The sequence below is a fragment of the Stenotrophomonas sp. SORGH_AS_0282 genome (assembly GCF_030818125.1).
GTDB lineage: Bacteria > Pseudomonadota > Gammaproteobacteria > Xanthomonadales > Xanthomonadaceae > Stenotrophomonas > Stenotrophomonas rhizophila_A.
Window position 1 is genome coordinate 3,297,309 of record NZ_JAUTAB010000001.1, and the last position, 13,851, is coordinate 3,311,159.

15 protein-coding genes are annotated in these 13,851 nt (G+C 68.1%); 9 read left to right on the forward strand and 6 right to left on the reverse strand.

Annotated elements, in window-relative coordinates:
- Nucleotides 1–68 precede the first annotated feature (68 nt).
- From QE395_RS14965 to QE395_RS15005, 9 genes are all read left to right on the forward strand, one after another.
- Nucleotides 69–653: a hypothetical protein gene (locus tag QE395_RS14965; protein WP_068849342.1), complete on the forward strand. Its 585-nt coding sequence runs from the start codon at nucleotides 69–71 to the stop codon at nucleotides 651–653.
- A gap of 11 nt (nucleotides 654–664) precedes the next feature.
- A complete protein-coding gene (locus tag QE395_RS14970; protein ID WP_068849340.1) occupies nucleotides 665–1,219 on the forward strand; it encodes a cob(I)yrinic acid a,c-diamide adenosyltransferase in 555 nt (184 codons plus the stop codon).
- A 28-nt stretch (nucleotides 1,220–1,247) separates the two neighbouring features.
- A complete protein-coding gene (locus QE395_RS14975) occupies nucleotides 1,248–2,159 on the forward strand; it encodes a histone deacetylase family protein (RefSeq protein ID WP_068849338.1) in 912 nt (303 codons plus the stop codon).
- Between the two features lie 96 nt (nucleotides 2,160–2,255).
- Nucleotides 2,256–4,715 carry an LPS-assembly protein LptD gene (gene lptD, locus QE395_RS14980; RefSeq protein ID WP_093532932.1) on the forward strand — a complete coding sequence of 820 codons (2,460 nt, stop codon included), beginning with the start codon at nucleotides 2,256–2,258 and terminating at the stop codon, nucleotides 4,713–4,715.
- On the forward strand, nucleotides 4,712–6,070 hold the full coding sequence (locus QE395_RS14985; RefSeq protein WP_095364627.1) for a peptidylprolyl isomerase: 1,359 nt from the start codon (nucleotides 4,712–4,714) through the stop codon (nucleotides 6,068–6,070). Before lptD ends, QE395_RS14985 begins: the two co-directional genes overlap by 4 nt.
- 10 nt (nucleotides 6,071–6,080) lie before the next feature.
- Nucleotides 6,081–7,061 carry a 4-hydroxythreonine-4-phosphate dehydrogenase PdxA gene (gene pdxA / locus QE395_RS14990; RefSeq protein ID WP_306989814.1) on the forward strand — a complete coding sequence of 327 codons (981 nt, stop codon included), beginning with the start codon at nucleotides 6,081–6,083 and terminating at the stop codon, nucleotides 7,059–7,061.
- Nucleotides 7,058–7,873, forward strand: coding sequence for a 16S rRNA (adenine(1518)-N(6)/adenine(1519)-N(6))-dimethyltransferase RsmA (rsmA, locus tag QE395_RS14995; RefSeq protein WP_068849330.1), 816 nt, complete (start codon nucleotides 7,058–7,060; stop codon nucleotides 7,871–7,873). The genes pdxA and rsmA overlap by 4 nt, the downstream gene beginning before the upstream one ends.
- Before the next feature lie 21 nt (nucleotides 7,874–7,894).
- A complete protein-coding gene (apaG, locus tag QE395_RS15000) occupies nucleotides 7,895–8,278 on the forward strand; it encodes a Co2+/Mg2+ efflux protein ApaG (RefSeq protein WP_068849328.1) in 384 nt (127 codons plus the stop codon).
- Between the two features lie 13 nt (nucleotides 8,279–8,291).
- Nucleotides 8,292–9,290, forward strand: coding sequence for a symmetrical bis(5'-nucleosyl)-tetraphosphatase (locus tag QE395_RS15005; RefSeq protein WP_249833778.1), 999 nt, complete (start codon nucleotides 8,292–8,294; stop codon nucleotides 9,288–9,290).
- A 398-nt stretch (nucleotides 9,291–9,688) separates the two neighbouring features.
- Here the strand turns inward: QE395_RS15005 and QE395_RS15010 are convergent, their stop codons facing one another.
- From QE395_RS15010 to QE395_RS15035, 6 genes are read right to left on the reverse strand one after another with little or no spacing between them, the layout of a single operon-like run.
- On the reverse strand, nucleotides 9,689–10,183 hold the full coding sequence (locus tag QE395_RS15010) for a dihydrofolate reductase (protein ID WP_306989817.1): 495 nt from the start codon (nucleotides 10,181–10,183) through the stop codon (nucleotides 9,689–9,691).
- Nucleotides 10,180–10,740, reverse strand: coding sequence for a hypothetical protein (locus tag QE395_RS15015; protein ID WP_306989819.1), 561 nt, complete (start codon nucleotides 10,738–10,740; stop codon nucleotides 10,180–10,182). The genes QE395_RS15010 and QE395_RS15015 overlap by 4 nt, the downstream gene beginning before the upstream one ends.
- Complete coding sequence (locus QE395_RS15020) at nucleotides 10,737–11,531, reverse strand: thymidylate synthase (protein ID WP_306989821.1); 795 nt, start codon at nucleotides 11,529–11,531, stop codon at nucleotides 10,737–10,739. The genes QE395_RS15015 and QE395_RS15020 overlap by 4 nt, the downstream gene beginning before the upstream one ends.
- Complete coding sequence (gene lgt, locus QE395_RS15025) at nucleotides 11,528–12,424, reverse strand: prolipoprotein diacylglyceryl transferase (protein WP_068849318.1); 897 nt, start codon at nucleotides 12,422–12,424, stop codon at nucleotides 11,528–11,530. The genes QE395_RS15020 and lgt overlap by 4 nt, the downstream gene beginning before the upstream one ends.
- 51 nt (nucleotides 12,425–12,475) lie before the next feature.
- Nucleotides 12,476–12,964 carry a TPM domain-containing protein gene (locus QE395_RS15030; RefSeq protein ID WP_217537033.1) on the reverse strand — a complete coding sequence of 163 codons (489 nt, stop codon included), beginning with the start codon at nucleotides 12,962–12,964 and terminating at the stop codon, nucleotides 12,476–12,478.
- On the reverse strand, nucleotides 12,964–13,845 hold the full coding sequence (locus QE395_RS15035; RefSeq protein ID WP_306990530.1) for a TPM domain-containing protein: 882 nt from the start codon (nucleotides 13,843–13,845) through the stop codon (nucleotides 12,964–12,966). Before QE395_RS15035 ends, QE395_RS15030 begins: the two co-directional genes overlap by 1 nt.
- Between the last annotated feature and the right edge of the window lie 6 nt (nucleotides 13,846–13,851).

Below are 13,851 nucleotides of genomic sequence, written 5' to 3' on the forward strand. Positions count from 1 at the left end.
TGCGGCCCGGCTACGCCCCGTGGCGGCAGGCGCTAGAATGAACGCTGGACTCCCGACGCCTGCCCCCCATGACCCCTACCGCCCAACGCGCCTTCATCCTGCTCGTGCTCGTGCTGCTGATGGCGGCGACCCGGGTCAATCACTTCGCGGCGATCCCCGACGCGTCGTGGGCGGTGTTCTTCATTGCAGGCTTCCACCTGCGCAGCTGGACGCGCTGGGCCTTCCCGCTGCTGATGGTGCTGGCGATCGTGATCGATGTGCTGGTGATCCGCGCCAGCGGCATCGGCTACTGGCAGCACTACTGCGTCTCGCCGGGGACCGCACTGCTGGTGCCGGCCTACTTCGCGATGTGGGCCGGTGGCGCGCTGCTGCGCCAGGGCTACCACGGCGCGGACTGGACCGCGCTGGCCAAGGGCTCCGTGCTGCTGCTGGCGGCGGTGGCGGTGTGCCACCTGTTCGCGCAGAGCGGCTTCTACTGGACCAGCGACGTGGTCGCCGCCCCCACGCTGCAGGGCTGGGCACGCAACTATGCGGACTGGTTCCTGCCCTACCTGCGCACCGCCGCGATCTACGTCGGCCTGGCCGCCGCGCTGCAGCTGGCCACCGAACAGGTGGTCAAGCTGCTGCACGCCCGCCGCGACGCGCTGCACTGAGCCCGGCACGCATGGGCAACCGGCTGTCGCGCATCTACACCCGCACTGGCGATGACGGCAGCACCGGCCTGGGCGACGGCAGCCGGGTCGCCAAGGATGCGGCACGGGTCAACGCCTTCGGCAGCGTGGACGAGGCCAATTCGGCGCTCGGCGTGCTGCTGGCGGTGGCGCTGCCCGATGACGTGCGCGCCCTGCTCACCACCGTGCAGCACCAGCTGTTCGACCTGGGTGGCGAGCTGTGCATTCCCGGCCATGCGGCAATCCAGGCGGGCGACGTCGCGGCACTGGAGCGCCACCTGGACCACTACAACGCCGACCTGCCCGCGTTGAAGGAGTTCATCCTGCCCGGTGGCGGCGAAGCCGCCGCACGCTGCCATCTGGCCCGCACCATCGTGCGCCGCGCCGAGCGCGAAACCGTCACCCTGGCCCGCCAGGAGCCGGTGCGCGCCGAAGCGCTGCACTACCTCAACCGGCTGTCGGACCTGCTGTTCGTGCTGGCCCGCGTGCTCGCCCGCGCCGACGGCCACGGCGAGGTCCTCTGGCAGCATACCCGCCGCCACGGCTGAGCCGCCCCCGCCCCGGAACCCCGTCCGCATGCTGGTTTTCACCCACCCCGCCTGTCTGCAACACGATCCCGGGCGCGGCCACCCCGAATGCCCCGAACGCCTGCAGGTCGTGCTCGATGCCCTGCGTGCCAGCTACCCCGACCAGCTGGACTGGCGCCAGGCGCCGCCGGCCAAGTTCGGCGAGCTGGCGCGCGTGCACGACAGCGCGCTGATCGACCTGGTGCTGGCGCCACAGACCGAACCGCTGCGCCTGATCGACATGGACACGATGACCTCGCCCGGTTCGGCCAGCGCCGCGCTGCATGCCGCCGGCGCCGGCGTGGCCGCGGTGGATGCCGTGATGCTGGGCGGGGATCCGGTGGCGTTCTGCGCGGTGCGCCCGCCCGGCCACCACGCCACCGCGACCACGGCGATGGGGTTCTGCCTCTTCAACAACATCGCCATCGCGGCCGCGTACGCGCGCGACCGCTATGGGCTGGAGCGGATCGCGGTGGTCGATTTCGACGTCCACCACGGCAACGGCACCCAGGACATCTTCGTGGCCGACCCGCGCGTGGCCTACTACAGCACCCACCAGGCCGGGCTGTTCCCCAACTCGGGCCTGCGCCGCGACCGTGGCGCGGGCAACCTGCTCAACATCCTGCTGCCACCGGGCAGCGGCAGCTTCCGCTTCCGCAACACCTGGGCCGACGAGATGCTGCCGGCCATAGACGATTTCCGCCCGCAGCTGCTGCTGGTCTCGGCCGGTTTCGATGCCCACCTGCGCGACCCGCAGGCCGACCTGATGCTGGAAACCGAGGATTTCGCCTGGATCACCGCCGAGCTCCGCCGGCTGGCCCGTCGCCATGGCGGCGGCCGCATGGTCTCCATGCTGGAGGGCGGATACGACCTGCAGGCGCTTGCCGAATGCTCCGTCGCGCACGTAGGCGCGCTGCTGTGAGATGAACCTGAACCCTTGGCTGCAGCAAGCCTTCATTGCCCCTATGCAAGGGATGGGGCAAGCTACGATCCGTTTTCGTCCGAATCCGAATCCCGCGTGCGCCGAGCCCTCCGCCTGCTGCCTCTCCCCCTGAGCATCGCCATCTGCCTGCCGGCCATGGCCGACGACAAACCGGTGAACTGGGGCTTGTGCCCGGTGACCGATGTCCTGCCCGCCTTCCAGGACGCCCCTGTGGCGGACAAGGCCGCGGCCGAAACCCGCGACCAGCAACCCACCGATATCGAAGGCGACGCGCTTAGCGGTACCAGCACCGTGCCGCAATACCAGGGCAACGTGGCGCTGAAGCGTGGCGACCAGTTCCTGGGCACCGATCACCTGAGCTTCGACACCGAAAGTGGCAACTACATCGCCGAAGGCAATGTGCGCTACCAGGATTCGTCGATCCGGATGACGGCCAAGCGCGCCGAAGGCAACCAGGAATCGGACACGCACAAGATCAGCGACATCCAGTACCAGCTGGTGGACCGGCGCGGCCATGGCGGCGCAGACTCGATCGACCTGCAGGGTTCGGTGGGCCAGATGCACCGCTCGACCTATACCACCTGCGACCCCTCGCAGCCGGTGTGGAAACTGTCGGCGCCGCAGATCGACGTGGACAATGACGAAGGCTTCGGCACCGCCCGCAACGCGGTGCTGCGCATCGGCAACGTGCCGGTGCTGTGGGCGCCGTACTTCAAGTTCCCGATCGACGACCGCCGCCAGACCGGCCTGCTCTACCCGCAGCTGGGCATGTCCGGCCGCAACGGCTTCGATTATGCCCAGCCGATCTACTTCAACCTGGCGCCGAACTACGACGACACCCTGACCCCGCGCTACATGAGCAAGCGCGGCCTGATGCTCGACAACGAGTTCCGCTATCTGTACGACGGCGGCCGTGGCGAACTGCAGACCGCCTACCTGCCCAATGACAAGCTGCGCGACCGCGACCGCGGCCAGGTCGAATACCAGGGTTACCACAACATCGACCCGCACTGGCAGGCCCGCGCCAACATCGCCTGGGTCAGTGACGAGCGGTACACCGAGGACTTCTCCAGCAAGCTGCTGGGGGTGACCACCTCGAGCCTGCAGAGCCAGGTCGGCATCTACGGTACCGGTGAAAACTGGACGGCCGGGCTGATGGCCGACTACTGGCAGAACACCGATTACACGCTGACCGACGCGTCGCTGCCCTACTCCCGCCAGCCGCGCCTGTTCGCCACATGGGACAAGCCGCTGCTGCCGTGGCTGGAAGTGGGGGTCTACGCCGAGGCGGTGCACTTCACCCATGACGACGTCGACCAGAAGGTCGTGGATGCTGACGGCGAATACATCCGCAATGGCGTGGTCACCCCGTACTTCAACGGTTCGCGGCTGGATGTAAAGCCTTACGTCACCTTCCCGTTCGCCGGCGCGTCCTGGTATGTGACCCCGACCCTGGCGTACCGCTACACCGGGTATGAGCTGGACCGTGGACTGGCCGACCAGACCCGACTGCAGGCATTGACCGACGCAAATGTCGATCTGGGCACGCTCACCCCCGACCAGCTGCGTGGCAACACCTCGCCGCACCGCGGCGTGCCGATCGCCAGTCTCGACGCAGGCATGTTCTTCGACCGCGAGACCACCATCGGCGGCACCTCGTACCTGCACACGCTGGAGCCGCGCCTGTTCTACCTGCGCACGCCCTACCGCGACCAGAGCGATCTGCCGATCTTCGATACGCGCGACTTCACCTTCAGCTGGGGCCAGCTGTTCCGCGATTCGCGCTACACCGGTGCGGACCGCCAGAACGACGCCAACCAGCTGACCATGGCGTTGAGTACCCGCTTCATCAACCAGGAAACCGGCCGCGAGCGCTTCTCCGCCAGCATCGGCCAGATCCTGTATTTCGACGATTCGCGGGTGACCCTGCCCGGCACCACCTCGCAGGTGGAACAGGGCAAGTCGGCCTGGATCGCCGATACCAATTACGCCATCAACGACCGTTGGAACCTGGGCGCCACCTACCAGTGGGATCCCAAATACAAGCGCGAGGACCTGGCCAGCGTGCGCGCGCGCTACCTGATGTCCAACGACGGCATCGTCAACCTGACCTACCGCCACCGTCTCAACACGGCGGCCCCGGCGACGGCGACCAAGGAAGAACGCACCCTGCTGGAGCAGGTGGACCTGTCCTTCCTGTACCCGATCAACCAGACCTGGAGCCTGGTGGGGCGCTATTACTACTCCATCGAAGACAAGGCGCCGCTGGAAATCATCGGTGGCGTGCAATGGGACAGCTGCTGCCTGGCGGTCCGCGCACTGGCCCGCCGGTACGTGCGCAACCGCGAAGGTGAGCTGAACAATTCCTTCCAGATCGAGTTCGTGCTGAAGGGCCTGAGCTCCATCGGCCAGAACACGGACCGCACTTTGCGCCGTGCTATTCTCGGGTACTACCGAGACGACCTCTATCTCGTGCCGCCCGCCAACACGGGCGCCCCCACGCGCGAAGACTACGATCCCAATCTGATCCCATGACCAAGACCTTCCCCGTCCTACTCGCCTCCCTGATCGCGGTCAGCACCGTTTCCGCGCCGCTGCAGGTGCTGGCCCAGCAGAGCCAGTCGCTGGACCGCATCGCCGCCATCGTCGACGAGGATGTCGTGCTGCAGAGCGAGCTGGACCGCGCCATCGTGAACATCAAGGCCCAGTACGCCGGCCGCGAAGGCCAGCTGCCGCCGGATGACGTGCTCAGCCGCCAGGTCCTCGAGCGCCTGGTGCTGGTCAAGCTGCAGGTCACGCGCGCCGAAGGCAGTGGCATCAAGGTCAGCGACCAGGAGCTCAACCAGGCCCTGAACGCGATTGCCCAGCAGAACGGGTCCAACCTGGACGCCCTGCGCCAGCGCCTGGCCGCCGATGGCGTGGATTTCAACGACTTCCGCAGCTCGGTCCGCGATGAAATCACCGTGCAGCGCCTGCGCCAGAGTTTCGCCCAGAGCCGCATCAGCGTCAGCGAGGGTGAAGTGGATGCCGCGCTGAAGCAGGAAGCCACGGCAGGCACCCAGTACCACCTGGCCCACATCCTGATCGCCCTCCCCGAAGGCGCCACGGCCGAGCAGATCGCCACCGGCCAGCAGAAGGTCGACGGCGTGAAGGGCCTGCTGGACAAGGGCGAGCTGGACTTCAACGCGGCCGCCGTCCGGTACTCGGACAGCCCCAACGCGCTGGAAGGCGGCGACCTGGGCTGGCGTTCCCTGGATGAGATTCCCGGCGCGTTCGCGAAGATGATGAGCGGCATGAAGGCCGGCGACGTTGTCGGTCCGCTGCGCGGCCCGAGCGGTTTCCAGCTGCTCAAGCTGGTGGAAGTGCGCGACGCCAGTGCCGCCACCACCGGCCAGACCATCACCGAATACCACGGCCGGCACATCCTGATCCGGGTCAACGACCAGCAGGACAACGCCACCGCCAAGGCCAAGATCGACTCGATCCGTGCACGCATCGCCGGCGGCGCCGAGTTCGAGGCGGAAGCCAAGGCCTCGTCCGAGGACACCAACAGCAAGGGCCAGGGCGGCGATCTGGGCTGGTTCCCGGCTGACGCGTTCGGCCCGGACTTCGGCAAGCAGGTCACCGGCCTGAGCGACGGTGGCGTCAGCCAGCCGTTCCGCACCGACGCCGGCTGGCACATCGTGCAGCGCGTGGCGACCCGCCAGACCGATTCGGGCACCGACAACAAGCGCGCCCAGATCCGCGAGACGATCGGCCGCCGCAAGCTGGAAGAAGAGTACAACCGCTACCTGCAGGAACTGCGCGGCGAAGCCTACGTGGACCTGCGCACCCCGGCAGCGGCCCCGGCCACTGCTCCGGCTCCGGCTCCGGCCCCGACCAAGCCCTGAGGCACTGGCCATGATCCCGCAGCTCGCTCTGGTACCGGGCGAGCCCGCCGGGATCGGTCCTGAACTCTGTCTTCGCCTGATCCAGCAGCCGCGCACCGATTGCCGGCTGCTGGGCTTCGCCGACCCGGGTACCTTGCGGGCGGCCGCAGCGGCGCTGTCGCTGCCGCTGAACCTGCTTCCTGAAGATGCCATCGCCCGCGAGCCGGGCGATCTGCCGTTGCGCGAGGTCCGCAATGCGGCCCCCTCACGCTTCGGCCAGGCCGACCCGGCCAACGCCGGCGCGGTGATCGGCGCCCTGCTGCAGGCCGGCCAGGCCTGCCTGGACGGCCACCTGCACGGGGTAGTCACCGGCCCGGTGCACAAGGCGGTCATCAACCAGGGCGGGATCGCCTACAGCGGCACCACCGAACTGCTGGCCGACCAGGCCGGGGTGGAGGTGGTGATGATGCTGGCCAACGACATCGTCCGGGTGGCGCTGGCCACCACCCACCTGCCGCTGCGCGCGGTGGCCGATGCGATCACTGCGGACGGCCTGGCGCGCACGCTGCGGATCGTGCACGGTGCGCTGCGTGGGGCATTCGGCATTGCCGCGCCGCGGATCGCCGTGCTCGGGCTGAACCCGCACGCGGGCGAAGACGGGCACCTGGGCCGGGAGGAACTGGATCTGCTGATTCCGCTGCTGGCGCGGCTGCGCGCTGAAGGGATGGACCTGATCGGCCCGCTGCCAGCCGATACCGCCTTCCTGCCGCAGAAGCTGGCCGGGTTCGACACGGTGCTGGCGATGTACCACGACCAGGGCCTGCCGGTGCTCAAGTACAGCGGTTTCGAGCAGGCAGTGAACATCACCCTGGGCCTGCCCTACCCGCGCGTGGCGGTTGACCACGGCACCGCGCTGGACCTGGCCGGGCGCGGCACCGCCGACCCGTCCAGCCTGCTCGCCGCCACGCAGTGGTGTGCCCGGCTGGCGCGCCAACGTACACTGGTGCCATGACTTCCCCGCATTCCCCCTCGGCCGCCGGGTTTACCGCGCCGGCCAAAAAGCAGCTGGGCCAGCACTTCCTGGCCGATCGCACCTACATCGACAAGATCGTCCTGGCGGTCAACCCGAAAGACGACGACCGCCTGGTCGAGATCGGCCCGGGCCAGGGTGCCATCACCCTGCCGTTGCTGCGCCGCCACCCGCGCCTGACCGTGATCGAATTCGATCGCGACCTGATCGCGCCGTTGACCGCCGCCGCTGAGCCGCTGGGCGAACTCACCATCATCCACCGCGACGTGCTGCAGGTGAACTTCACCGAACTGGCCGGCGACGGCCAGATCCGGCTGGTAGGCAACCTGCCCTACAACATCTCCTCACCGATCCTGTTCCACGCGATGGACCATGCGGCGGCGATCCGCGACATGCACTTCATGCTGCAGAAGGAAGTGGTGGACCGCATGGCCGCCGCGCCGGGCAGCAAGGTCTACGGCCGGCTCAGCGTGATGCTGCAGGCGTGGTGCAAGGTGACCTCGCTGTTCGTGGTGCCGCCGGGCGCGTTCCGTCCGCCGCCGAAGGTCGATTCGGCCGTGGTCCGGCTGGTGCCGCGCGATCCCGACACGGTGGGCATCATCGACCGCCGTCGCTTCGCGGACGTAGTTCGTGCCGCCTTCGGCCAGCGCCGCAAGACGCTGCGCAACGCACTGAATGGGGTGGTGACGCCCGAGCAGTTCGAAGCGGCCGGGGTGCGCAGCGATGCGCGCGCCGAGCAGCTGGAAGTGGCGCAGTTCATCGCGTTGGCGAACGTGCCGCGCGCGGAAGATTGAAACTCCCTCTAAACTGCCTGCATGAACGACGCTGCACACTATGCGATCTCGGTCGAGGTCGCCCCGCGCTTCCTCGATGACCAGTCCACGCCCGAGGACGGGCGTTTTGCGTTTGCCTACACGATCCGCATCCATAACGCCGGCCGCGTGGCCGCGCGGCTGGTGGCCCGCCACTGGCGGATCACCGACGGCAACGGTCGGGTGGAGCATGTGGACGGCGATGGGGTAATCGGCGAGCAGCCGCGGCTGCGCCCGGGTGAAGACTTCCGTTACACCTCCGGTGTCATGCTGGAAACCGAACACGGCACGATGCAGGGGCATTACGACATGGTGGCCGACGATGGCACCGAGTTCGCCGCCCCGATCGCGCCCTTCGTGTTGACCATTCCGCGCACGCTGCACTGATGGAGGCGCACGCATGAGTGTCTGGGCCATCGGCGACCTGCAGGGCTGTTACGACGTCACCCAGCGTCTGCTGGAGAAGATCCGCTTCGACCCGGCGGTGGACAAACTGTGGTTCTGCGGCGACCTGGTCAACCGGGGCGGCCAGTCGCTGGAAACGCTGCGGCTGGTGCATTCGCTGCGCGATCAGAGCGTGGTGGTGCTGGGCAACCATGATCTGTCGTTGCTGGCCGTCGGTGCGCGCACCGAGGAAGAGCAGCGCAAGGTCAACCCGGACCTGCTGCGGATCGTGCAGGCCGAGGACCGCGACGTACTCCTGGAATGGCTGCGCCTGCAGAAGCTGGTGCACGTGGACCGTGAGCTTGGCTGGATGATGGTGCACGCGGGCCTGGCCCCGAAGTGGACCACGCAGCTGGCCGAGAAGCACGCACGCGAGGTGGAGGTGCAGCTGCACGGCAGCGGCTACCGCAAGCTGTTCCGCAACATGTACGGCGACAAGCCGGGCTGGTCGCCCGGGCTGGCCGGTTACGACCGTTCGCGGGCGATCATCAACCTGCTCACGCGCATGCGCTACTGCACGCCGCGCGGGCGGATCGGGATCGAGGACAAGGGCACGCCGGGCACGCAGGAGCAGGGGCTGTATCCCTGGTTCGAGGTACCGGGCCGGGTCGAGCGCGATCTGAAGATCGTGTGCGGCCACTGGTCGGCGCTGGGCCTGACGATCACCCAGGGCGTGCATGCGATCGATACCGGTGCAGTGTGGGGCGGCAAGCTCACGGCACTGCAGCTGGACACCGAAGAACTGCGCGTGGTGCAGGTGCCGGGCCGCGATGTGCCCAAACCGGTTGCACCGCCGCGTCCGCAGGCACGGCGTCCGGCCGGCGAAGGTAATCCGGGCAACGGCAACAGCAACGGCCGGCCGCCGCGTGGTCAGCGCCAGAATCAACAGCAGCAGCCGCGTCGTGCGCGTGAGCCAGCTGGGAATGCGGGCGACGGTACGCCGACTACCGCGTAACGCCAAGGCCAAAGCCAAAGCCCTGGCCTGCGAACGTATCTGCGCTGGGCCGGCGGGGGCGGGGGTACGGGGGGCGCCGTGAACCCATCCTTGGGGGCTCTTGCGAAACATCCATGTTTCGCAAAGCCCCCGTACCCCCGCCCCCGCCGACCCATTGACGGTTGGTTGGTGGCCTGGGGAAAAGCAACGTCAACGGCATACGCGCACAGCACCGCTTTTTGTCGCGGCGACCAGCGCACTGTCAAAGGCCGGCGGCGGTGGGTTTGCGGGAGCGTAGAGCGCCATGGATGGCGCGAACGAGCCCCCATGGATGGGTTCACGGCGTCTCCCGCAAACCCACCGGCGCCGGCCAAGCCAGAGACCCTTGCAGGCGATGGCTGTTGCTGTTGCTGTTGACGTTACGCCTTCCGCGCGTAATCCACGAAATCGAACGCAAATGCATGTCGCGCATCAGCGGCATGATGCTCGCGCGCTGTTTCAACCCACAGCTGCGGGTCGACCGGCGGGAAGTGGGTGTCGGCCTGGACGCGGGTATCCACCCAGGTCAGGTGCAGGTCGGTGGCCTGCGCCATGGCGAGGCGGTAGATTTCGCCGCCGCCGATCACGCAGAGTTCGTCTGCGCCGGCGGCGGCCGCGAACTGAAGTGCTTCGTCGATGGTGGTCACGGCCTGCATCCCCTCGAACGGTACCTGGCCCGAGCGGGTCAGGACCAGGTTCGGGCGGCCCGGCAACGCGCGGCCCAGCGACTGCGCGGTCTTGCGGCCCATCAGGATCGGTTTCCCGATCGTCAGCGCCTTGAAACGCTTGAGGTCGTCCGGCAGCTGCCAGGGCAGCTGGTTGGCATGGCCGATGCCGTGGTCGTGGTCGAGTGCCGCAACAAGAGACAGCTTCACGTGCCGGCCCCCGGTTCCATCCGCGCCGCGTCGCAGTGCTGCTGCGCGCTGTTCACTTCGGCCAGTGCCTTCTGCAGGCCCGGGTCGGCGTCCATCATGCTGTCGGCCGCTTGGGTGAGCCGGGCCATGTGCGCGTCCTGCGCCGCCTGCAGGCCGGGGGCCGACATCACCTCGGCGTTCAGCACGCCGAGCTCCTCGTCCCCGCTTCGGTCCAGGAAGGCCTGCAGCTGCTGCGCCGACCAGGCACTACCGAGCAGCTGCTCGAAGCCGCGCTGGTAGGCAGGGTCGTTGAAGGTTTCCTGCATGAAGCGCACCAGCGCGGTCGACATGCTGGCCACCGCCGCGCGCGTTGCCGGCTCGCATGCGGCCGGCAGATCGCCGGGCAGGAACCCCGCACCCAACCCGTCCGCCATCATCGCAACATTGTTGTTGACCTGGCGCAGCACGATCTGCGCATTGACCTGTGCTGCCAGGTTCCCGGGGGAATCGGCTGCGGCCTGTGCCAGTACCGGCAACAGCAACAGCATCAGCAGGGCGACCCGAAGCGCCCGCCTCATACCGCCACCGGCGCCTTGATCGCCGGGTGCGGGTGGTAGCCGTCGATGCGGATGTCGTCGAACTGGAAGCCGAACAGATCGGTCACGTCCGGATTCAGCCACAGCGTGGGCAGCGCGCGCGGTTCGCGCGTGAGCTGCTCGCGGGCCTGTTCGTAATGATTGGAATACAGGTGCGCGTCGCCCAGCGTGTGCACGAAATCGCCCACGCCCAGCCCGGTGGCCTGCGCCACCATGTGGGTCAGCAGTGCGTAGCTGGCGATATTGAACGGCACGCCCAGGAAGATGTCGCCACTGCGCTGGTACAGCTGGCAGCTCAGTTTGCCGTCCACCACGTAGAACTGGAACAGGTTGTGGCAGGGCATCAACGCCATCTGCGAGAGCTCACCCACGTTCCAGGCGCTGACCACCAGCCGGCGCGAATCCGGGTTGCGCTTGATCTCGTCCACCAGCCACTGCATCTGGTCGATGCTGCCGCCGTCGGCGGTGGCCCAGCTGCGCCACTGCTTGCCGTAGACCGGGCCGAGGTCGCCGTTCTCGTCGGCCCACTCGTCCCAGATCCGCACCTGGTTGTCCTTCAGGTAGCCGATGTTGGTGTCGCCCTTCAGGAACCACAGCAGCTCGTGGATGATCGAGCGCAGGTGCAGTTTCTTGGTGGTGACCAACGGGAAACCGTCGTTGAGGTTGAAGCGCATCTGCCAGCCGAACACGCTGCGCGTGCCGGTGCCGGTGCGGTCCGATTTTTCCGTGCCGTGTTCGAGCACATGCTCGAGCAGGTCCAGGTAGGCTTTCATGCCTTGCTCCCAGCCGTGGCGGGGGTGACCGGCAGCACCGGCTGCAGCACCGGCGCGCGGCGCGACAGGGCCAGCAGCACCAGGCCCAGCACCACCAGCGGCAGGCTCAGCAGCTGGCCGCGTGTGAACCAGTCAAAGGCCAGGTACACGCCGTTGTCGGGCATGCGCACGAATTCCACCGCGAAGCGGAACACGCCATACATCAGCGCGAACAGGCCCGAGACCAGGTAACGGTGGCGCGGCGTGGCCGACACCGCCCACAGCACCACGAACATCACCAGCCCTTCCAGCAGCGCTTCGTACAACTGCGAGGGGTGACGGGCGAACTGATTGAGTGCGCCGGTGGCGAACTGCTCGCGCAGCGCCGGCATGTCCAGCTGGTTCAGCGGTGACGGCAGGCCGGAGGGAAACACCACGCCCCAGGTGCCGTCGGTGTACTTGCCCCACAGCTCGGCGCCGATGAAGTTGCCGATGCGGCCGAAGCCAAGGCCCAGCGGTACCAGCGGCGCCATGAAGTCGATGGTGTCGCCCAGGTGCAGGCGGTGCTTGCGCGACCAGTACCACGAGGCGAACAACACGCCCAGCAGGCCGCCGTGGAAGCTCATGCCGCCATCCCACACCTTGAACAGCAGCAGCGGGTTGTGCAGGAAATCGCCCAGCGCGTAGAACAGCATGTACCCCACGCGGCCACCCACCACCACGCCGAGCATGGCGTAGAACAGCAGGTCGGAGAAGCCGTTGGCATCCACGCCCGGCAGCCGCCCCGCCGCGATGCGCCGCCGCCCCAGCCACCAGGCCGCGGTGAAGCCGAGCAGGTACATGATGCCGTACCAGTGCACCTTGACCGGCCCAAGCGAGATGGCGATGGGGTCGATGTCGTGGAGATAGATCATGGGCAATGCCTTGCAGGTAAGCGGCTATTCTCGGGCCAGCGCCGCCGTACCTCAACCAAGGAACTGCGGGGTATTGGGCAGGGCGTCATCCTTGGACCCGCTGCCGGGTGGATAGTGCCCCGCCAGTATGTCCGATACCTCGGCAATGGCCAGCAGCACCGCGTCCTGCAGGGCGCCCTCGCGCAACTGCTGCTGCATGTGCGCACACACCGCCTGCCACTGCGCTTCGCCCACCCTGCCGCGCAGTCCGCGGTCGGCTACCAGCTCGATGGCGTGGTCGGCCAGCAGCAGGTAGACCAGCACGCCGTTGTTGTTCTCGGTATCCCAGGTGCGCAGCTGCGCAAAGGCATGCTCGGCCCGCTGCCGGGGCGTAACGCCCTGCCACAGCGCGGTCATGGGCAGATCCGCTTCCACCGCGAACATGACCTGGCCGCCGTGGCGGCGCTCGCCGCCGGCAATGGCATCCGTGATGGCCTGCAGCGCGTCCGGCGGGAAGGTCCGCTGCAGCGAAGGTGCGAACAGATGGCGCCAGATGCGCATCACCATCCTCCCGAGGCGCCACCGCCTCCGGATCGTCCACCCCCACCGCCCCAGCCGCCACCGCCACCGCCGAAGCCGCCGCCTCCACCACCCCAGCCTCCCCCGCCGCCAAAGCCACCGCCGCCCCAGCCGCTGTTGCGGGCGAAGCGGCCGACCCGGCCGGAGGAGAAGCCCACGAACAGGCCGATCAGCCCGGCCAGGCCACTGGCCAGCCACAGCGAAGTGAACAGGAAGGCAGCCACCGCTGCGCCGCCACCGCCCAGCAGCGCGCGCACCGGGCGCGGCAGCCAGCCCAGCAGGGCGCGGGCGAAGGTGCCCACGAAGAAGCCGATCACCAGTGCCAGCGTGAAGCCATCGCCGCCACTGCCACGGGGTTCACGGTGGGCACTCACCGGCGCCGGCAGTTCCTCACCGTCGATCAGCTTCACCAATGCGGCGCTGCCGTCGACCAGCCCGCCGGCGTAGTCGCCGCTGCGGAAGCGCGGGGCCAGGTATTCCTGGATAACCCGGTTGGCGATGGCATCGGGAATGGCGCCTTCCAGCCCGTAGCCGGGCTCGATCCGCACCCGGCGGTCATCCTTGGCCACCACCAGCAGCACGCCATCGTCCACGTCGCTGCGGCCGATCTTCCACTGCTCGAACACCCGCTGGGTGTACTGCTCGATGGTTTCCGGCTGGGTGCTGGGCACCATCAGGATCTGCAGCTGGCTGCCCTTGCGCTGCTGCAACGCCAGCGCCTGGGCCTCCAGCGCCTGTTTCTGCGCGGCATCCAGGGTGCCGGTAGTGTCCACTACCGGCGAGGTCATCGGCGGAATCGCCGCGTCAGCCTGCGCCCAGGCCGGCACGGCCAGGCACAGGCACAGCAGCAACCAAGCGCGCAGTAGCGG

What these genes read in the sequence shown, in the direction of transcription:
- QE395_RS14965 (WP_068849342.1), top strand. Translation starts at nt 69, where the DNA reads ATGACCCCTACCGCCCAACGCGCCTTCATCCTGCTCGTGCTCGTGCTG.
- QE395_RS14970 (WP_068849340.1), top strand. Translation starts at nt 665, where the DNA reads ATGGGCAACCGGCTGTCGCGCATCTACACCCGCACTGGCGATGACGGC.
- QE395_RS14975 (WP_068849338.1), top strand. Translation starts at nt 1,248, where the DNA reads ATGCTGGTTTTCACCCACCCCGCCTGTCTGCAACACGATCCCGGGCGC.
- QE395_RS14985 (WP_095364627.1), top strand. Translation starts at nt 4,712, where the DNA reads ATGACCAAGACCTTCCCCGTCCTACTCGCCTCCCTGATCGCGGTCAGC.
- pdxA (WP_306989814.1), top strand. Translation starts at nt 6,081, where the DNA reads ATGATCCCGCAGCTCGCTCTGGTACCGGGCGAGCCCGCCGGGATCGGT.
- rsmA (WP_068849330.1), top strand. Translation starts at nt 7,058, where the DNA reads ATGACTTCCCCGCATTCCCCCTCGGCCGCCGGGTTTACCGCGCCGGCC.
- apaG (WP_068849328.1), top strand. Translation starts at nt 7,895, where the DNA reads ATGAACGACGCTGCACACTATGCGATCTCGGTCGAGGTCGCCCCGCGC.
- QE395_RS15005 (WP_249833778.1), top strand. Translation starts at nt 8,292, where the DNA reads ATGAGTGTCTGGGCCATCGGCGACCTGCAGGGCTGTTACGACGTCACC.
- QE395_RS15015 (WP_306989819.1), bottom strand. Translation starts at nt 10,740, where the DNA reads ATGAGGCGGGCGCTTCGGGTCGCCCTGCTGATGCTGTTGCTGTTGCCG.
- QE395_RS15020 (WP_306989821.1), bottom strand. Translation starts at nt 11,531, where the DNA reads ATGAAAGCCTACCTGGACCTGCTCGAGCATGTGCTCGAACACGGCACG.
- lgt (WP_068849318.1), bottom strand. Translation starts at nt 12,424, where the DNA reads ATGATCTATCTCCACGACATCGACCCCATCGCCATCTCGCTTGGGCCG.
- QE395_RS15030 (WP_217537033.1), bottom strand. Translation starts at nt 12,964, where the DNA reads ATGCGCATCTGGCGCCATCTGTTCGCACCTTCGCTGCAGCGGACCTTC.